Below are 18,606 nucleotides of genomic sequence, written 5' to 3' on the forward strand. Positions count from 1 at the left end.
TGACTTCTCCCCCATGCCGTGTCAGCGTGGCAGAACTCGAAAGGGGCCCCCTCCATGACGACGAGAACATCCGAGCGCCGACGCCGCCTCGCGCCGCTGGCCTTGCCGGCTGCAGTCCTGGGCGCCCTCGCGGGCGCTCTCGCGACGCCCGCAGCCCCGGCGGTCGCGTCGACGACCGCGCCGCTGCACGACCGCGCCGCCTCGGGCTTCCGGGTGGTTCCCGCCCAGGCCCCCGTCCCGCCCGACAGCTACACCGTGGTCGAGGGCGACACGGTGTACGACGTCGCGCGCCGGTTCGGACTGCGCACCGCCGACGTGCTCGCATGGAGCGGGCTGACTCCCGCTTCGGTCATCCGCCCCGGAGACACCCTGCGCCTCGCCGGTGCGACCCCCGCGCCCGCCCCGGCGGCACCGGCGGCCCCGGCTCCCGCGCCGACGTCCGTCCACACCGTCGCTCCCGGCGACACCCTCTTCGCGATCGCCGCCGCTCACGGAACGTCCCTCGACGCCCTGCTGGCCGCGAACGGACTGAACCGCTCGTCGATCATCTACCCGGGTCAGACGCTCGCGCTCTCCCCCGCGTCCACCCCTGCCGCAGCTGCGGCGCCCGCCGCCCCCGCGCCGCCCGCGCCCGCCCCCGCACCGGCCGCCGGCATGCACACCGTCGCCGCGGGCGACACCCTGTTCGCCATCGCCCGCGCCCACGGCACCAGCCTCGACGCCCTGCTCGCGGCGAACGGCCTCGACCGCGCATCGATCATCTACCCCGGCCAGACGCTGCAGCTGCCCGGCCCACCCGCGGCGCCCGCCGCCTCCGCGCCCGCCGCACCCGCCCCAGCCCCGGCCGGCCCGAACGCTCAGCTCTCGGCCGACCTGTCGGCGGAGCAGGCCGCGAACGCCGCTCTCATCATCCGCGTCGGCACCGAACTCGGGGTACCGGACCGCGGGATCGCGATCGCCCTCGCCACCGCCATGGTCGAATCGGGCCTGCGCAATGTGACCTGGGGCGACCGCGACTCCCTCGGGCTCTTCCAGCAGCGGCCCAGCACCGGGTGGGGCACCGCCGAACAGGTGCAGGACGCGGATCGCGCGGCTCGGGCCTTCTACGGCGGCCCGAACGACCCCAACGGCGCGACGACACGCGGACTGCTCGACATCCCCGGGTGGCAGGAGATGCCGTTCACCCAGGCCGCGCAGGCCGTGCAGATCTCGGCCTTCCCCGACCGTTACGGGCAGTGGGAGACCGCCGCCCACCGGTGGCTCGAGCTGCACCGATGAGGCGAGCCGTCCGAATCGACTTCTCCGCAGGGGTGAGGCGCTCCCGGGCCTCCCAGGCAGTTCTCTCTAGAATTCTGTCGTGACGTCCCACCAGCAAGCCGACCCGCTCATCGGGCGGCTTGTCGACGGCCGGTACCGGGTGCGTGCCCGCATCGCCCGCGGCGGCATGGCCACCGTCTACGTCGCCACCGACCTCCGCCTCGAGCGCCGCATCGCGCTCAAGGTCATGCACGCGCACCTCAGCGACGACTCGGCCTTCCAGAGCCGCTTCATCCAGGAGGCGCGATCGGCGGCCCGACTCGCCGACCCGCACGTCGTCAATGTGTTCGACCAGGGGCAGGACGGCGAGCTCGCCTACCTGGTGATGGAGTACCTCCCGGGTATCACCCTGCGCGAGCTGCTCCGCGAGCAGAAGCGGCTCACCATCACGCAGACGATCACCATCATGGACGCGATCCTCGCCGGACTCGCGGCCGCGCATCGCGCCGGGATCGTGCACCGGGACGTGAAGCCCGAGAACGTGCTGCTCGCCGAGGACGGACGCATCAAGATCGGCGATTTCGGCCTCGCGCGCGCCACCACGGCGAACACCGCCACCGGGCAGCAGCTGCTCGGCACGATCGCCTACCTCGCCCCGGAACTCGTCACCCGCGGCACCGCCGACGCGCGGAGCGACATCTACGCCCTCGGCATCATGCTGTACGAGATGCTCGTCGGCGAGCAGCCCTACAAGGGCGAGCAGCCAATGCAGATCGCCTTCCAGCACGCGACCGAGTCCGTGCCGCGGCCGAGCATCCGCAATCCCGCGATCCCCGAGCAGCTCGACGAACTGGTGCTCTGGGCGACGGAGAAGTCTCCGGACGAACGGCCGGACGACGCGCAGCAGATGCTCGAGCGGCTGCGCGCCATCGAGCGCGAGATCGACGTCGCCCCGGCTGCGGCGACCGCCGCGCACACTCGCGTGCTCGCGGAGTCCGGTGAGCTCACCAAGGTGCTCCCGATGCCGTCGACCATGCCGTCCCCCGAGGTCACCGACCCGGGCGCGGCCGTCACGCTCGACAACGCCACACTTTTGCGGCGCCGCGCCGCCCGCCGTCGCGCGCGCGGCGCTCTCCTGCTGACCATCGTGCTGCTGCTCGCGACCGTCGCCGGCGGCGTCGGCTGGTGGTTCGGGTCCGGGCCCGGGTCGCTCGTCGCCGTCCCCGGCGTCCAGGGCCTGACCTACGAGGAGGCCGCAGCAGCCCTCACCGAGGACGGCTTCCAACCCTCGCAGCAGGAGCGGTTCGCGATCGACATCCCCGCCGGCACGGTCATCGAGACCGATCCGCGGGAGGGAGCGCGCCTCGAGCAGGGCGCCGCCGTGACCGTGATCGTCTCGGCCGGCCCGGCTCCGCACACCGTCGAGGCGTTGAACGGGAAGACCGAGGACGAGGCCCGTGAGTACCTCTCCGCGATCTCAGTCAACGTGGGCGACGAACCCCTGTTGCTCTTCTCCGACGCCGCCGAAGGCGTCGTCATCAACGCCTTCGTCACCCCGCGCAGCGGCGCGGAGTCGTATGCCTGCGCCGAGGGGTGCGATCTCTTCGAAGACGACACGGTCGGCCTCTACGTCTCGGCGGGCGAGTTCCCCGACGTCTCGGGTCTGTCGGTCGGTCAGGCCACCGACACGCTCGCAGCCAAGGGGCTCGGTGTCACCGATGAGCCGCAGTACGTCTTCAGCACCGAGGTCGAGAAGGACCGCGTGATCGGTGTCGCCGACCGTGCGGAAGAGGGCAACTGGCGCCCGGGCGACAGCGTGCAGCTGATCGTGTCGAAGGGTCCGGAACTCTTCCCCGTGCCCGACGTCACGGGACTCACTCGTGACGAGGCCGCGAAGAAGATGCGCGACGCCGGGTTCGAGCCCGTGTGGAACGCGATCTGGAACGCCTTCCCCAACGACTTCACCGAGGTGTCCGGCACCGACCCCGGCCCCGGTTCCCAACGGCAGCGCGGCGTGCAGGTGACCGTGCAGATCAAGAGCAGCGCCTTCTAGCGCGGCTGCGCGGCGTGGGCATCCATGGCGCGCGGCGGCACCGTCGGCGGACGACGAAGGCCGCACCGGGGATCCCGGATGCGGCCTTCGCGGATGCTTCGGAACGTCAGCGCTTCTCGAGCTCCTCGGCCACGAGGAACGCCAGCTCGAGCGACTGCATGTGGTTCAGACGCGGATCGCACAGGCTCTCGTAACGCGTCGCGAGCGCCGCCTCGTCGATCTGCTCCGATCCCCCCAGGCACTCCGTGACGTCGTCGCCGGTGAGCTCGACATGGATGCCGCCGGGGAACGTGCCGACCGCCCGGTGGGCCTCGAAGAAGCCGCGCACCTCGTCGACGACGTCGTCGAAACGACGGGTCTTGTAGCCGGTCGGCGTGGTGATGCCGTTGCCGTGCATCGGATCCGTCACCCACAGCGGGGTGGCGCCGGAGTCGCGCACCGCCTCGAGCAGGGGCGGCAGGGCATCGCGGATCTTGCCGGCGCCCATGCGGGTGATGAACGTCAGGCGGCCCGGCTCGCGGTTCGGGTCGAGCTTGTCGATCAGCTCGAGCGCGGTCTCCGGCGTGGTGGTCGGGCCGAGCTTGACCCCGATGGGGTTGCGGATGCGCGAGAAGTAGTCGGCGTGGGCGCCATCGAGCTCGCGCGTGCGCTCACCGATCCACAGGAAGTGCGCGGACGTGTTGTACGGGGTGTCGGTGCGCGAGTCGATGCGCGTCATAGGCCGCTCGTAGTCCATGAGCAGACCCTCATGCCCCGTGAAGAACTCCACACGCTTCAGTTCGTCGAAGTCGGCGCCCGCCGCCTCCATGAACTTGATCGCCCGGTCGATCTCGGCCGCCATACGCTCGTAACGCTGGTTGGCGGGGTTCTGTGCGAAGCCCTTGTTCCAGGAGTGCACCTCGCGCAGATCGGCGAACCCGCCCTGCGTGAACGCACGGATGAGGTTCAGCGTCGACGCGGCGGTGTGGTACCCCTGCAGCAGGCGACCGGGGTCGGCCTGGCGCGAACCCTCGGTGAAGTCGTAGCCGTTGACGATGTCGCCGCGGTAGGCCGGCAGCGTGACGTCGCCGCGGGTCTCGCTGTCGCTCGATCGCGGCTTCGCGAACTGACCCGCCATGCGCCCCATCTTGACCACGGGCATCGATGCGCCGTACGTGAGCACGACGGCCATCTGCAGCACGGTCTTGATCCGGTTGCGGATCTGCTCGGCCGTGGCTCCGGCGAAGGTCTCGGCGCAGTCGCCGCCCTGCAGCAGGAAGGCCTGACCGGACGCGGCGCGGGCCAGACGGTCGCGCAGGTTGTCGACCTCGCCGGCGAACACCAGCGGAGGAAGCGCGGCGATCTGACGCGAGACCTCGGCGACGCGCTCGGCGTCGGGCCACTGCGGCTGCTGCTTGATGGGGAGGGAACGCCAGGCATCCAGGGCGTCGATGTCGTGCGGGAGCATGCCCCCAGCCTAGTGGTCGCGCGCTGCGCGGCCGGCCTCAGCGGCGTCGTGTGACGCGGGCCGGGAGGCGGTCCTTCACGGACGACGCGTAGACGTCTTCGTACTCCTGCGCACCGAGTCGCTGCAGCGCGACCATGATCTCGTCGGTGACCGAGCGGAGGATGTACCGATCGTTCTCCATGCCCGCGTACCGGGAGAAGTCGAGCGGCTCGCCGATCACGATTCCGACGCGCGCCACCCGCGGGATGCGCTGGCCGATCGGCATCGCGGTGTCGGTGTCGACCATCACCACGGGGATGACCGGCACCTTCGCCTCGAGCGCCATGCGGGCGATGCCGGTGCGACCGCGGTAGAGCTTGCCGTCGGGGCTGCGCGTGCCCTCGGGGTAGATGCCCAGGAGGTCTCCCCCGCCCAGCACCTGCAGACCGGTGTTGAGCGACGCTTCCGAGGCCTTGCCGCCGGATCGGTCGATCGGCAGCTGGCCCGTGGCCTTCATGAAGAACTTGGTCGACCAGCCCTTGAGCCCGCGGCCGGTGAAGTAGTCGCTCTTGGCGAGGAACGACATCGACCGGTCGATCATCAGCGGCAGGAAGATGGAGTCGGCGAACGAGAGATGGTTGCTGGCGAGGATGGCGGCCCCGGTCCGGGGCACGTTCGCGCGCCCCACGATCCAGGGGCGGAAGACCGCCTTGACCACGGGGCCGATCACCACGTACTTCATCAGCCAGTAGAACATCGAGGTGAGTCTATCGCCGCGACGCCGCCCCTTCGGGAACATCCGACGATCACCACGGTCCGCGCGACTCAGTTTCATTCCTCATGCGACCCGGTGCCATGCCCTAGACTCGGGGGCAACCCGTGCCCGACCGGTACCGAAGGAGCTGCCGTGGTCCAGTTTGAAGTTCCCGCCGTCGTCCCCGCCGACCCTGACGCGAACGTCTCCGACCTCCTGGTCGAGCGCGTGCGCGCGACCCCCGATCGCCCCCTGTTCTCGGTCCCCGAACGCGGCGGCTGGCGCGACATCTCGGCCGCCGACTTCGAGAAGGCCGTCGTCGCGCTCGCGAAGGGCTTCGTCGCCGCCGGTATCCAGCCCGGCGAGAAGGTCGGCTTCCTCGCCCGCACGACCTACGACTGGACGCTCGTCGACTTCGCCCTGTTCTACGCCGGCGCCGTGATGGTGCCGATCTACGAGACGAGTTCGCCGTCGCAGATCCAGTGGATCATGGAGGACTCCGGCGCCAGCGCCCTGCTCGTCGAGTCGCCCGACCATTTCGCGCGGGTCGACGAGATCCGCGGCGACCTGCCGCTCGTGCGCGAGGTGTGGCAGCTCCACCTCGACGCGATCGGCACGCTCTCGGCGAAGGGCGTCTCGGTCGACGACGCCGAGATCGAGCGCCGCCGCGGCCTGGCCGTGGGTTCCGACATCGCGACCCTCATCTACACCTCCGGTTCCACGGGGCGACCGAAGGGATGCGTGCTCACCCACAGCAACTTCGTCGAACTCTCCCGCAACTCGGCGAAGGCTCTCGACGCGGTCGTGCAGACACCCGGCGCGTCGACGCTCCTCTTCATTACCACCGCGCACGTCTTCGCTCGGTTCATCTCGATCCTCAACATCCACGCGGGCGTCCGCACGGGACACCAGCCCGACACCCGCCAGCTGCTCCCCGCGCTCGGCTCCTTCCAGCCCACGTTCCTCCTCGCGGTCCCCCGCGTGTTCGAGAAGGTGTACAACTCCGCCGAGCAGAAGGCCGAGGCCGGCGGCAAGGGCAAGATCTTCCGCGCCGCCGCCGACGTGGCCATCGAGCACTCGAAGCGCCTCGAGGCCGGCGAGAAGATCCCGTTCGGCATGAAGCTGAAGTTCGCGCTGTTCAACAAGCTCGTCTACAGCAAGCTGCGCGAGGCGATGGGCGGGAAGGTCGCGCACGCGGTGTCGGGCTCGGCGCCGCTCGGTTCCCGGCTCGGGCACTTCTTCCACAGTCTCGGCGTCGTCATCCTCGAGGGTTACGGCCTGACGGAGACCACCGCCCCCGCGACCGTCAACCTCGCCGACAAGTCGAAGATCGGCACCGTGGGTCCGGCCCTGCCGGGCGTCGGCGTGCGTCTGGCCGACGACGGCGAGATCGAGGTCCGCGGCATCAACGTCTTCCGCGAGTACTGGAACAACCCCGAGGCGACCGCGGCCGCATTCAGCGACGGCGGGTGGTTCCGCACCGGCGACATCGGCAGCTTCGACAGCGAGGGCTTCCTCACCATCACCGGACGCAAGAAGGAGATCATCGTCACTGCGGGCGGCAAGAACGTCGCCCCCGCGGCGCTCGAGGATCCCATCCGGGCGAACCCGATCGTCGGGCAGGTGGTGGTGGTCGGAGACCAGAAGCCGTTCATCTCTGCCCTCGTCACCCTCGATTCCGAGATGCTGCCGACGTGGCTCGCGAACAACGGGCTCTCGGCCGACATGCCGCTTCGCGAGGCCGCGACCAACGACGCCGTCCGCGCCGAGGTGCAGCGCGCGGTCGATGCCGCCAACACGCGCGTGTCCCGGGCCGAGTCGATCCGCAAGTTCACGATCCTCGACACGGAGTGGACCGAGGCATCCGGTCATCTGACGCCGAAGCTGTCGATCAAGCGCAACGTCATCATGACCGACTTCGCCGACGAGATCGCCGCCATCTACGACGAGCCGGTCGCCACCACCAACGTGTCGATCACCGGCTGACCCGACGACGCAGCCCCCGCCCCGTGCAGCATCGACGGGACGGGGCTGCGGTGTGGATGCCGTCAGAACCAGCTGCTCTCACGCACCTCGCGCATCGCCACGCGGCGGGTCTCGGGGTCGAGGCGCGACAGGTACAGCATGCCGTCGAGGTGGTCGGTCTCGTGCTGCAACGCCTGGGCGAGCAGTCCTTCCCCTTCAAGCACCACCGGCTCGCCGTCGAGGTCGATGCCCTCCACGCGCGCCCACGGGTGGCGCAGCGCGTCGTGCCAGAGCCCCGGCACCGAGAGGCAGCCCTCCCCCGTCGGCACGGGGTCGCCCCGCACCTCGGTCAGCACGGGGTTCAGCACGTAGCCGATCTCGCCGTCGATGTTGTAGCTAAAAGCCCGCACGGCGACGCCGATCTGGGGCGCCGCGACGCCGGCGCGCCCAGGGACCTCGACGGTGTCGACGAGGTCGGCGACCAGGGCGCGGACGCCGTCGTCGATGTGCTCGATCGGCGTGCACGCGGTGCGCAGCACAGGATCGCCGAAGACGCGGATCTCGCGGACGGTCATGCGGATGCCTCCGTACGCAGTCCCTCGACGACGAGCGCGGCGAGTTCGCGCGCGGCGGCGCGGGTCGTCGGCTGCAGCTGGGCGAACACGATGGGCCCTCCGGCCGCGATCTGCGCGTCGTACGGCATGCGCAACACCGAGCGCACCCGTGTGGCGAAGTGGGTCTGCAGCTCGTCGACGCGCACCAGCGGGGTTCCGGGCGCGGACTGATTGAGCACGACGATGGCCTCCCGCACTTGCCGCGCGTGACCGTTGGTCTCGAGCCAGGTCAGCGTCTCACTGGCCAGACGTGCCTCGTCGACGCTCAGACCGGACACGATCACGAGGCGATCGGCCAGGTCGAGGGTGGCGGACATCACGTCGTGCACGATGCCCGTGCCGGTGTCCGTGAGCACGAGGGAGTAGAAGTGCGCGGCGACATCGGCGACCTCGCGGTACGCGGGGTCGCCGAAGGCCTCGGCCACCCGCGGGTCGTCATCGGAGGCGAGCACGTCGAGCCTCGTGCTGTCGCGGGCGACGAGGGCGGAGACATCGTGGTACCCGCTGATGCGGTCGCGCGCCTTCACGAGGTCGCGCACCGAGCTCGTGCGCCCGGTGTGCGCGATGCGGTCGGCGAGGGTGCCGCGGTCGGGGTTGGCGTCGATCGCGATGACGCGGTCGTCCCGGGCATCCGCGAGGGCCATCCCCAGCAGAGCGGTGATGGTCGTCTTGCCGACGCCGCCCTTGCGCGAGAGCACCGGCACGAAGCGCGCGCCGCCGGTCAGGGGCGCGGCGATGCGGGCACTCAGCGCCTTGCGCTCGCGCGCGCGGCGGCCGTCACCGAGGTTGATCCGGCCTCCCGTGAGGCTGTAGACCAGGTGCGACCAGCCACCCTCGGGTTCGGGGCGTGCGGCACGGCTCGGGACGAGCAGGCGGTCGGAGGTGAGCAGGTCGGCGGACTCGCGCGAGGACTCGGACAGGTCGCCCACGCGCTTCGCGGCCGGTGTCGGGTTCGGCTCCGTCGACCGCGCTGCGTGGCGGGTGACGGCTCGCTTCGGCTCTTCCATGCGGGAGGCCTCCTTCGCTTCGGGGTGCGCGGCGGCGCGCCGCGTGGTCGGGCGGACGAGGGACGGTGCGGGCGCCTCGACGCCGGGCTCCTCCACGTTGTCGGCGGGCGGATCGGCCACGCCCACCGGCTCGGATTCGTCGTCCGTCGCGCTCAGGGTCTGGGGATGCGCGGACTCGACATCGACCGGAGCGCCATCGGTCGACTCGGCGTCCAGCGCATGGAGGTCCGCAGACTCGACATCCGTCGAAGGGACATCTGCGGGCTCGACATCGACCGGCTCGGCATCCACGGGCTCGGCATCCACCGGCTCGGCATCCACGAGCTCAGCATCCGCGGGCTCAGCATCCGCGAGCTCAGCATCCGCGGGCTCAGCATCCGCGAGCTCAGCATCCACGGGCTCGACATCCACGAGCTCAGCATCGACGAGCTCAGCATCCAGCGCATCGACATGCGCGGGCTCGGCATCCGAAGGTTCGGCATCCGCCGGCTCGGCATCCGCGTGCTCCGCATCCATCAGCTCGGCATCCGGTTCTACAGCTTCCGGGAGTTCCGTATCCGTCAGCGCAGCATCCGGGAGTTCAGCATCCGCCGGCTCCGGATCCGCGGGCTCAGTATCCATGAGCTCAGCATCCGCCGGCGCAGCATCCGCCGGCGCAGCATCCGCCGGCTCAGCATCCGTGAGCGCAGGGTCCACCGGCTCCGCATCCGTCAGCTCCTCGTCCGCCGGTTGCTCCTCGCCGCGCGCGGGCGCCGCGGGGAGCGAGGAGATGGTGATCGCGCCCGTGGTCGGGGGTTCCTCATCGGGGCGCGTGCCCGCGGTCGCTTCCGCGGGCGACGCGATGCCGCGGGTACCGGAATCGGTGAGATCGGCGACGACCGACTCATCGACCTCTCCGTCGATCACCTCGTCGTCGGCGAGGTCGTCGTCGACCGACATGGGCAGGACGACGCTCACCTGCGCGGTGGCGGGACTCCCGATGATGCCGATCGCCGTCGTGTCGATGGCGATCGCCTCGTCGAGAACCCCGGTCGAGTCGTCGTCGACGGGATCGGTGGTGTTGTTCGTGTTCACGGTCGTGCTCCCAGCTCGCGCGGGCGGAGGTGCAGGCGATCGCCCGCGCCCCCGCACCGCACAAGGTTAGTGCGCCGGGCGGACCACGACCAAAAGATCACCGGCGTCGACCTGCTGGGTCGTGGAGATCGCCAGGCGCTCGACCACCCCGTCGATCGGCGTCGTGATCGCCGCCTCCATCTTCATGGCCTCGATCGAGGCGACCGGCTCGCCTGCCCTCACAGAGGTCCCCGGCTCGACCTTGACGGTGACCACGCCCGAGAACGGCGCCGCGATCTGCCCCGGCACCGAGGTGTCGGCCTTCTCGACCTCGTGAGCATCGACCGTGATCGACCGATCGCGCACGAACACCGGGCGCAGCTGCCCGTTGAGCGTCGTCATCACGGTGCGCATGCCCTTGTCGTCGGCGTCGCCCACGGCTTCCAGCCCGACGTACAGCTGCACGCCGCGGTCGATCTCGACCAGATGCTCCTGACCCGCGACCAGGCCGTAGAGGTAGTCGCTCGTGTCGAGCACCGAGAGGTCGCCGAACAGCTCCCGCATCTGCGTGAACTCGCGCATCGGGGCGGGGAACAGCAGCGTGTTCAGCCGCGCACGCCGGGTCGCGCTGTCGCCGCCGAGTGCGGCGCGGTCATCGGCCGTGATCTCGGTCACGCCGGTGCGCACCGAACGGCCGGCCAGCACCTTCGTGCGGAACGGCTCCGGCCACCCTCCGGGCAGGTCGCCCAGCTCGCCCGCCATGAAACCGACGACCGAGTCGGGCACGTCGTACTTCTCGGGGTTCGCCTCGAAGTCGGCGGGATCGGCCTTCACCGCCGCGAGGTGCAGGGCGAGATCACCGACCACCTTCGATGAGGGGGTGACCTTCGGCACGCGCCCGAGGATGCGGTCGGCGGCGGCGTACATGTCTTCGATGAGCTCGAAGTCGTCGGCGAGGCCCAGCGCCTTCGCCTGCTGGCGCAGGTTCGACAGCTGACCGCCCGGGATCTCGTGGTGGTACACGCGGCCCGTGGGTCCCGGAAGGCCCGACTCGAACGGCGCGTACTGGTGCCGCACCGCCTCCCAGTAGGGCTCGAGATCCGACACACCCGCGAGATCGATGCCGCTGTCCCGATCGGTGTGGGCGAGCGCGGCGACCAGCGCCGACAACGACGGCTGACTCGTCGTGCCCGACAGAGGGGCGGAGGCGGCGTCGACCGCATCCACGCCGGCCGCACTCGCGGCGAGCAGGGTCGCGAGCTGGCCGCCGGGGGTGTCGTGCGTGTGCAGGTGCACCGGAAGGTCGAACCGCTCGCGCAGCGCCGAGACGAGCTTCGCCGCGGCTGCGGGACGCAGCAGTCCGGCCATGTCCTTGATGGCGAGGATGTGCGCGCCCGCGTCGACGATCTGCTCGGCGAGGCCCAGGTAGTAGTCGAGGGTGTACAGGTCTTCGGCGGGGTTGAGCAGGTCTCCGGTGTAGCAGAGCGCGACCTCGGCCACGGCCGTGCCGGTGCGGCGGACCGCGTCGATCGCCGGACGCATCTGCTCGATGTCGTTGAGAGCGTCGAAGATGCGGAAGATGTCGACACCGCTGGCCGCGGCCTCGGCGACGAACGCCTCGGTGACCTCGGTCGGGTACGGCGTGTAGCCCACGGTGTTGCGGCCGCGGAGCAGCATCTGGATGGCGACGTTCGGCAGCGCGGACCGCAGCTTGTCGAGGCGCTCCCAGGGGTCCTCGCCGAGGAAGCGCAGCGCCACGTCGTACGTCGCCCCGCCCCACGCTTCGACCGACAGCAGACCGGGGGTGAGACGAGCCAGGTACGGCGCGACGGCGACGAGATCGCGGGTGCGCACCCGGGTCGCGAGGAGTGACTGGTGGGCGTCGCGCATCGTCGTGTCGGTGATCGCGAGTGCGGTCTGCGCCCGCAGCTCCGCGGCGAAGCGCTCCGGGCCGAGGTCGAGGAGGCGCTGCCGCGAACCCGGCGCGGGCTCGATGGCCAGGTCGATCCGCGGCAGCTTGGTGCGCGGGTCGACGACGCCGGGGTGCGCGCCGTGCGGCTTGTTGACGGTGACGTCGACGAGCCAGTTCAGGATCTTCGTGCCGCGGTCTTTCGAGAGGCGACCGCGCAGCAGGTCCGGGCGCTCGTCGATGAAGGACGTGCTGAGGTCACCGGAGACGAAGGCCTCGTCGTCGAGGAGGGCTTGGAGGAAGGGGATGTTCGTCGAGACGCCGCGGATGCGGAACTCGGCGAGAGCACGCCGGGCTCGGGCGACCGCGGCAGGGAAGTCGCGCCCTCGACAGGTCAGCTTCGACAGCATCGAGTCGAAGTGCGGGCTGATCTGCGCCCCCTGGTGCACGGTTCCGCCGTCGAGGCGCACACCCGCGCCGCCCGGGGAGCGGTACGTGGTGATCTTGCCCGTGTCGGGGCGGAACCCCTGCGTGGGGTCCTCGGTGGTGATCCGGCACTGCAGCGCCGCACCGCGCAGGTGCAGATCCTTCTGCTGCAGACCGAGCTCGGCGAGAGTCTGCCCCGCCGCGATCCGCATCTGGCTCTGCACGAGGTCGACGTCGGTGACCTCCTCGGTCACCGTGTGCTCGACCTGGATGCGCGGGTTCATCTCGATGAACACGACCTCGCCCGCGCGCTCCCCCGCCGTCTCGAGGAGGAACTCGACCGTGCCGGCGTTCTCGTAGCCGATCGAGCGGGCGAACGCCGTGGCGTACCCGTGGAGGGCGGTGCGGATGCTGTCGTCGAGGTTCGGCGCGGGGGCGATCTCGACCACCTTCTGGTGGCGTCGCTGCACCGAGCAGTCGCGCTCGAACAGGTGGACCGTCTCTCCGGTCTTGTCGGCGAGCACCTGCACCTCGATGTGGCGAGGGCGGACCACGGCCTGCTCGAGGAACATGCGCGGGTCGCCGAACGCGCTCCCGGCCTCGCGCATCGCCTCGGCGAGAGCCGGCGCGAGTTCGTCGGCGTTCTCGACGCGGCGCATTCCGCGCCCGCCGCCGCCGGCGACCGCCTTGGCGAACAGCGGGAATCCGATGTCCGCCGCCTGGGCGACGAGGGCGTCGACGTCGTCGGATGCCTCGGTCGACCGCAGCACGGGGACGCCCGCCTCGACGGCGTGCCGCTTGGCCTCGACCTTGTTGCCGGCCATCTCGAGCACGGCCGCCGGCGGACCGATGAACACGATCCCGTTCTCGGCCGCCTTCGCTGCGAGCTCCGGGTTCTCGGAGAGAAACCCGTAGCCCGGGTAGATCGCGTCGGCGCCCGACTCGACCGCCACGCGGATGATCTCGTCGACGTCGAGGTACGCCCGCACCGGGTGTCCGCGCTCGCCGATCTCGTACGCCTCGTCCGCTTTCAGCCGGTGCACGGAGCCCCGGTCCTCGTGCGGGAAGACCGCCACGGTCCTGGCGCCGACCTCGTAGGCGGCTCGGAAGGCGCGGATCGCGATCTCGCCGCGATTGGCCACAAGGATCTTCTGGAACATGCACACCTCTGGGAGCTCGATGCACGCGGGGGACGCACATGGGGCGGGGCTGAGTGTCTCCCCAGACTAGGGCAAGGTAACGTGGAGGTCGTGCACGTACTCAGCGTCAGCTCTCTCAAGGGAGGCGTCGGCAAGACGACGGTGACCCTCGGCCTGGCCTCCGCGGCCTTCGCCCGGGGCATCCGGACTCTCGTCGTCGACCTCGACCCGCAGTCGGATGTCTCCACCGGAATGGACATCCAGGTCGCCGGGCGACTCAACATCGCCGACGTCCTCGCGAACCCGAAGGAGAAGGTCGTCCGTCAGGCGATCACCTCCAGCGGGTGGGCGAAGGTGCACCCCGGCACGATCGACGTGCTGATCGGCAGCCCGTCGGCGATCAACTTCGACGGCCCCCACCCGAGCGTGCGCGACGTCTGGAAGCTCGAAGAGGCCCTCGCCGCCGTCGAGTCGGAGTACGACCTCGTGCTCATCGACTGCGCGCCGTCGTTGAACGCGCTCACCCGCACCGCGTGGGCCGCCAGCGACCGCGTCATGGTCGTGACCGAGCCCGGCCTGTTCTCGGTTGCCGCCGCCGACCGCGCGCTGCGCGCCATCGAGGAGATTCGCCGCGGCCTCTCCCCCCGCCTCCAGCCGCTCGGCATCGTCGTGAACCGCGTGCGTCCCCAGTCGATCGAGCACCAGTTCCGCATCAAGGAGCTGCGCGACATGTTCGGCCCGCTCGTTCTCTCGCCCCAGCTGCCCGAGCGCACGTCGCTGCAGCAGGCACAGGGCGCCGCGAAGCCTCTGCACATCTGGCCCGGCGACTCGGCGCAGGAGCTCGCGGCCGACTTCGACCAGCTGCTCGACCGCATCATCCGCACCGGCCGCATCGCGGTGCCGGAGAACGGCTCGCCGGCGTGAGGTCTTCCCGCCGCTGACGTCCGCACACAGCAGAAACGGCCATCCTCCTCGGAGGGTGGCCGTTCTCGTTCGTCGGGGTGGTCAGGCGGAGCGCTTGGCCCGTCGGGTCGCCAGCTCGTCGACGGGGTCGGGAGCGGTCGGGTCGAACTCGACCAGAGTGGACTCGACCTCGCGCAGAACCTTGCCGACGGCGATGCCGAACACGCCCTGGCCGCGGCTGACGAGGTCGATCACCTCGTCGTTCGAGGTGCAGAGGTAGACCGAGGCGCCGTCGCTCATGAGGGTCGTGCCGGCGAGATCGCGGATGCCCGCGCGTCGCAGTTCGTCGACCGCCGTGCGGATCTGCTGCAGCGAGATGCCGGTGTCGAGCAGGCTCTTCACGAGCTTGAGAACGAGGATGTCACGGAAGCCGTAGAGGCGCTGCGAGCCGGAACCGCTGGCTCCGCGGACCGTCGGCACCACGAGCTCGGTGCGCGCCCAGTAGTCGAGCTGGCGGTAGGTGATCCCGGCCGCGCGGGCGGCGACCGCTCCGCGGTAGCCGACCTCGTCGTCCATGGCGGGCAGACCGTCGGTGAAGAGGAGTTCGGTCACGAACCGCGGGTCTCCTGCGAGCTCATCCGCATTCATTTCTTATCCTCCCTGGAACGGTTATCTCCACGGTAGAGCAGCACCCCGACACCGGCAACGACATCACGCGCGCACCGAAGGTGTGTCGCAATCAGTTCGTTACGAAAGCAGTCGCGCGATCGCATCCTTCACGAACAGCCCGCGCACTTCGTCGATCTTCCCCGCCAGCTCCGGAGCCAGTTCGCTGGCGCGCGCGCGGGATGCGGCATCGGTGCGCCGCAGCATCGGGCTGAGCGCCGATTCGATGAGAGCGACCTCGCGCTCGGCACCCTGACGGAGCGAGCGGAGGTGCCGCGGCTCGATGCCGTGCCGATCGAGGGCGACGAGACCGCGCAGCAGCACCACCGTCGCCTCGGGGTAGGTCTCCTGGGCCGTGATCACACCGGTGCTGATCGCGTCGTTCAGGATCTGCGGCCCGGCGCCCGCTGCCGCGAGCAGCTCATCGCGGCGGTACCGTCGCGGTGCCGGGGCGATCGACGGCGGCGCGACGATCGACGACGCTTCGGAACCGGCGGCGTCGAGCTGTTCGCGGATGACGCTGAGCGGCAGGTAGTGGTCGCGCTGCAGCGTGAGCCCCACGCGGAGCCGCTCGATGTCGGATGCCGAGAACTTACGGTAGCCCGACTCGGTGCGCGAGGGCGTGACGATGCCCTGCACCTCGAGGAAGCGGAGCTTGCTGGAGGTGAGATCCGGGAACTCGGGCGTGAGCCGCGCGAGCACCTGGCCGATGCTCAGCAGCCCCGCGGACGAGGATCGTTCGCGGGCGGCGGATGCCGCCATCAGGCGGTCGCCGAGGAACGGTCGACCGGAGAGGCGAAGAAGTTGAGGCGGAACTTGCCGACACGCACCTCGGCGCCGTCGACGAGCGGGCTGCGGTCGAACCGCTCGCCGTTCACGTAGGTGCCGTTGAGGGAGCGCTGATCGATGATCTCGAACGACGTGCCGGAGCGGGTGATCTCGGCATGGCGGCGCGAGACCGTCACGTCGTCGAAGAAGATGTCGGCCTCGGGGTGGCGTCCTACCGTCGTCACGTCGGTGTCGAGCAGGTAGCGTGCGCCGGCCAGTGCGCCGGAGCGCACGAGCAGCAGCGCCGACCCCGAAGGCAGCGCGGCGATGGCGGACTGCTCGACCTCGGTCAACTCCACGCCGAAGGGCACGAAGGAGAGGTCGGAGTCGTGTCCGAACGTCTGTGTCACGTCGTGCCTGGGCTCGCCCGAGCGGTGGATCGCCGCGTCTGCGGCCGGTCGGCTCTCGCTGTCTGTCACTTTGCCCTCCTGGCTCACCAGACTAACGGATCGAGAGGGTCCGACGGGAGCCGCGAGTCGTACTCAGCGCGTGCACACCGGATATTCCTAGGCTGATCCCGTGAACACCACCGCTCTGCGCCGCCCCCTCGCGCCCGCCGCCCTCGCCGCGGCGCTGCTGGCCGCCTTCCTCGTCCTGTTCTCCCCGATGTCGGCATCCGCGCACGACGCGCTCGTGTCGTCGAGCCCCGAGGCGGACTCGACCGTCGAGACGCTTCCCGCCGAGATCGTCCTCACCTTCAGCGCCGACCTCATCACCGGCGAGGGCGCGACCGAGGTGCAGGTGACCGACGCGGGCGGAACGCTCGTCACCGACGGAGCCGCCGTCACCGAGGGCACCACGGTCACCCAGCCGCTCGCCGAGGGCGGCGAGGCGGGCACCTACCGTGTCGTGTGGAAGGTCGTGTCGAGCGACGGTCACCCGACCTCCGGCGAGTTCTCGTTCACGACGACCACCGGCGCACCGTCCGCTGCACCGAGCCCTGAGGTCACGACGACCGCGACCCCCGAGACGACAGCCGCCCCCGCCCCGTCGACAACGGCGACCACGGCTCCTGCCGCCGACGACGAGAACCCGGCATCCGCCGCGCTCATCTGGGTGCTCGCGATCATCGGCCTGCTCGTGCTGGCCGCCGCCGTCACCGCCGCTGTGGTGCTCTCGAAGCGGCGCCGCGGCACCGCTCCCTCCCCCGATTCCGACGCCTCCGCAGCGCGATAGGCTGGACGCATGCCTCATTACGACGTCGTCATCCTCGGTGCAGGTCCTGGTGGGTACGTCGCTGCGGTTCGCAGCGCGCAGCTCGGCCTGTCCACCGCCATCATCGAGGAGAAGTACTGGGGTGGTGTCTGCCTCAACGTCGGCTGCATCCCCTCCAAGGCTCTCCTCAAGAACGCCGAGCTCGCCCACACCCTGAAGCACAAGGCCGACTTCTTCGGCATCTCGGGTGACTTCACCATCGACTTCGGCAAGGCGTTCGACCGCAGCCGCGTCGTGGCCGAGGGCCGGGTCAAGGGCATCCACTTCCTGATGAAGAAGAACAAGGTCACGGAATACGACGGCCGCGGCACGTTCACCGGCCCGAAGGCCATCTCGGTCGCCAAGTCCGACGGCTCGACCGAGGAGGTCACGTTCGACAACGTGATCATCGCGACCGGCTCGACCGTGCGCCTCCTGCCGGGTGTGACCCTCAGCGAGAACGTCGTCACCTACGAAGAGCAGATCATGACCCGCGATCTGCCCGAGTCGATCGTCATCGTCGGCGCCGGCGCCATCGGCATGGAGTTCGCCTACGTGATGACGAACTACGGCGTGAAGGTCACGATCATCGAGTTCCTCGACCGTGCGCTCCCCAACGAGGACGCCGACGTGTCGAAGGAGATCGCCAAGCAGTACAAGAACTACGGCGTCGACATCCTCACCTCCACCAAGGTCGAGACGGTCGTCGACAACGGCTCGTCTGTCACCGTCACCTACACCGGCAAGGACGGCCAGCCGGGTTCGATCGAGGCCTCGAAGGTGCTGATGTCGATCGGCTTCGCGCCGAATGTCACGGGCTTCGGTCTCGAGAACACGGGTGTCAAGCTCACCGAGCGCGGCGCGATCGACATCGACGACCACATGCGCACGAACGTCGAGGGCATCTACGCGATCGGCGACGTCACCGCGAAGCTGCAGCTCGCCCACGTGGCCGAGGCGCAGGGCGTCGTCGCGGCCGAGACGATCGGCAAGGCCGAGACCATGCCGCTCGGCGACTACCGCATGATGCCGCGAGCCACTTTCTGCTCGCCCCAGGTCGCCTCGTTCGGCCTCACCGAGCAGCAGGCGAAGGACGAGGGGCGCGACATCAAGGTCGCCACCTTCCCGTTCATGGCCAACGGCAAGGCGCACGGCCTGGGCGAGCCGGTCGGCTTCGTCAAGCTGATCGCCGATGCCGAGCACCTCGAGCTCATCGGCGCGCACATGATCGGCCCGGACGTGTCGGAGCTCCTGCCGGAGCTGACCCTCGCGCAGAAGTGGGACCTGACCGCGCTCGAGCTGGCGCGCAACGTGCACACCCACCCGACGCTGTCGGAGGCTCTCCAGGAGGGCTTCCACGGTCTCGCGGGGCACATGATCAACTTCTGATCGCCGTCTCGAAGGCCCGGTCC

General features: G+C 70.1%; 14 protein-coding genes. 6 read left to right on the top strand and 8 right to left on the bottom strand.

Annotation, left to right across the window (positions count from 1 at the left end; translation table 11 throughout):
* Window positions 1-54: 54 nt before the first annotated feature.
* A complete protein-coding gene (locus RWS82_RS06925) occupies window positions 55-1,278 on the top strand; it encodes a LysM peptidoglycan-binding domain-containing protein (RefSeq protein WP_314648057.1) in 1,224 nt (407 codons plus the stop codon).
* A gap of 79 nt (window positions 1,279-1,357) precedes the next feature.
* Window positions 1,358-3,310, top strand: coding sequence for a Stk1 family PASTA domain-containing Ser/Thr kinase (pknB, locus tag RWS82_RS06930; RefSeq protein WP_314648059.1), 1,953 nt, complete (start codon window positions 1,358-1,360; stop codon window positions 3,308-3,310).
* 106 nt (window positions 3,311-3,416) lie between these two features.
* On the opposite strand, the gene RWS82_RS06935 is transcribed toward pknB, so the two are convergent.
* Both RWS82_RS06935 and RWS82_RS06940 read right to left on the bottom strand, forming a co-directional pair.
* Window positions 3,417-4,757 carry a class II 3-deoxy-7-phosphoheptulonate synthase gene (locus RWS82_RS06935; RefSeq protein ID WP_314648060.1) on the bottom strand — a complete coding sequence of 447 codons (1,341 nt, stop codon included), beginning with the start codon at window positions 4,755-4,757 and terminating at the stop codon, window positions 3,417-3,419.
* 37 nt (window positions 4,758-4,794) lie between these two features.
* Complete coding sequence (locus RWS82_RS06940; protein ID WP_314648062.1) at window positions 4,795-5,493, bottom strand: lysophospholipid acyltransferase family protein; 699 nt, start codon at window positions 5,491-5,493, stop codon at window positions 4,795-4,797.
* A 150-nt stretch (window positions 5,494-5,643) separates the two neighbouring features.
* Here RWS82_RS06940 and RWS82_RS06945 point away from each other — a divergent pair, with 150 nt between their 5' ends.
* Window positions 5,644-7,476, top strand: coding sequence for a long-chain fatty acid--CoA ligase (locus tag RWS82_RS06945; RefSeq protein ID WP_314648063.1), 1,833 nt, complete (start codon window positions 5,644-5,646; stop codon window positions 7,474-7,476).
* A gap of 62 nt (window positions 7,477-7,538) precedes the next feature.
* On the opposite strand, the gene RWS82_RS06950 is transcribed toward RWS82_RS06945, so the two are convergent.
* From RWS82_RS06950 to RWS82_RS06960, 3 genes are all read right to left on the bottom strand, one after another.
* The gene (locus RWS82_RS06950; RefSeq protein WP_314648065.1) at window positions 7,539-8,030 is read right to left on the bottom strand and encodes a peptide deformylase; all 492 of its coding nucleotides are present in this window, start codon (window positions 8,028-8,030) and stop codon (window positions 7,539-7,541) included.
* Window positions 8,027-10,150 (bottom strand): MinD/ParA family protein, encoded by a 2,124-nt coding sequence (locus tag RWS82_RS06955; RefSeq protein WP_314648067.1) that lies wholly within the window; start codon window positions 10,148-10,150, stop codon window positions 8,027-8,029. Before RWS82_RS06955 ends, RWS82_RS06950 begins: the two co-directional genes overlap by 4 nt.
* Before the next feature lie 66 nt (window positions 10,151-10,216).
* Complete coding sequence (locus tag RWS82_RS06960; protein WP_314648068.1) at window positions 10,217-13,624, bottom strand: pyruvate carboxylase; 3,408 nt, start codon at window positions 13,622-13,624, stop codon at window positions 10,217-10,219.
* A gap of 90 nt (window positions 13,625-13,714) precedes the next feature.
* On the opposite strand from RWS82_RS06960, the gene RWS82_RS06965 reads away from it, so the two are divergent.
* Window positions 13,715-14,527 (top strand): ParA family protein, encoded by an 813-nt coding sequence (locus RWS82_RS06965; RefSeq protein WP_314648069.1) that lies wholly within the window; start codon window positions 13,715-13,717, stop codon window positions 14,525-14,527.
* 81 nt (window positions 14,528-14,608) lie between these two features.
* Here RWS82_RS06965 and RWS82_RS06970 read toward each other — a convergent pair whose 3' ends face one another.
* From RWS82_RS06970 to RWS82_RS06980, 3 genes are all read right to left on the bottom strand, one after another.
* Window positions 14,609-15,154 carry a MerR family transcriptional regulator gene (locus RWS82_RS06970; protein ID WP_314648070.1) on the bottom strand — a complete coding sequence of 182 codons (546 nt, stop codon included), beginning with the start codon at window positions 15,152-15,154 and terminating at the stop codon, window positions 14,609-14,611.
* 99 nt (window positions 15,155-15,253) lie between these two features.
* The gene (locus RWS82_RS06975) at window positions 15,254-15,934 is read right to left on the bottom strand and encodes a MerR family transcriptional regulator (RefSeq protein ID WP_314648071.1); all 681 of its coding nucleotides are present in this window, start codon (window positions 15,932-15,934) and stop codon (window positions 15,254-15,256) included.
* A complete protein-coding gene (locus RWS82_RS06980; protein WP_314648073.1) occupies window positions 15,934-16,419 on the bottom strand; it encodes an FHA domain-containing protein in 486 nt (161 codons plus the stop codon). The genes RWS82_RS06975 and RWS82_RS06980 overlap by 1 nt, the downstream gene beginning before the upstream one ends.
* A gap of 100 nt (window positions 16,420-16,519) precedes the next feature.
* Here RWS82_RS06980 and RWS82_RS06985 point away from each other — a divergent pair, with 100 nt between their 5' ends.
* Both RWS82_RS06985 and lpdA read left to right on the top strand, forming a co-directional pair.
* Window positions 16,520-17,176 (top strand): copper resistance protein CopC, encoded by a 657-nt coding sequence (locus tag RWS82_RS06985; RefSeq protein WP_314648074.1) that lies wholly within the window; start codon window positions 16,520-16,522, stop codon window positions 17,174-17,176.
* Window positions 17,177-17,185: 9 nt separating this feature from the next.
* On the top strand, window positions 17,186-18,583 hold the full coding sequence (gene lpdA, locus RWS82_RS06990; RefSeq protein WP_314648076.1) for a dihydrolipoyl dehydrogenase: 1,398 nt from the start codon (window positions 17,186-17,188) through the stop codon (window positions 18,581-18,583).
* The last annotated feature ends 23 nt before the right edge of the window (window positions 18,584-18,606 follow it).

Source organism: uncultured Microbacterium sp., from assembly GCF_963528945.1.
Lineage (GTDB): Bacteria > Actinomycetota > Actinomycetes > Actinomycetales > Microbacteriaceae > Microbacterium.

Excerpts from the sequence above, each read along its gene's own strand:
- RWS82_RS06925 (WP_314648057.1), top strand. The coding sequence starts at position 55 with ATGACGACGAGAACATCCGAGCGCCGACGCCGCCTCGCGCCGCTGGCC.
- RWS82_RS06935 (WP_314648060.1), bottom strand. The coding sequence starts at position 4,757 with ATGCTCCCGCACGACATCGACGCCCTGGATGCCTGGCGTTCCCTCCCC.
- RWS82_RS06940 (WP_314648062.1), bottom strand. The coding sequence starts at position 5,493 with ATGTTCTACTGGCTGATGAAGTACGTGGTGATCGGCCCCGTGGTCAAG.
- RWS82_RS06950 (WP_314648065.1), bottom strand. The coding sequence starts at position 8,030 with ATGACCGTCCGCGAGATCCGCGTCTTCGGCGATCCTGTGCTGCGCACC.
- RWS82_RS06960 (WP_314648068.1), bottom strand. The coding sequence starts at position 13,624 with ATGTTCCAGAAGATCCTTGTGGCCAATCGCGGCGAGATCGCGATCCGC.
- RWS82_RS06970 (WP_314648070.1), bottom strand. The coding sequence starts at position 15,154 with ATGAATGCGGATGAGCTCGCAGGAGACCCGCGGTTCGTGACCGAACTC.
- RWS82_RS06975 (WP_314648071.1), bottom strand. The coding sequence starts at position 15,934 with ATGGCGGCATCCGCCGCCCGCGAACGATCCTCGTCCGCGGGGCTGCTG.
- lpdA (WP_314648076.1), top strand. The coding sequence starts at position 17,186 with ATGCCTCATTACGACGTCGTCATCCTCGGTGCAGGTCCTGGTGGGTAC.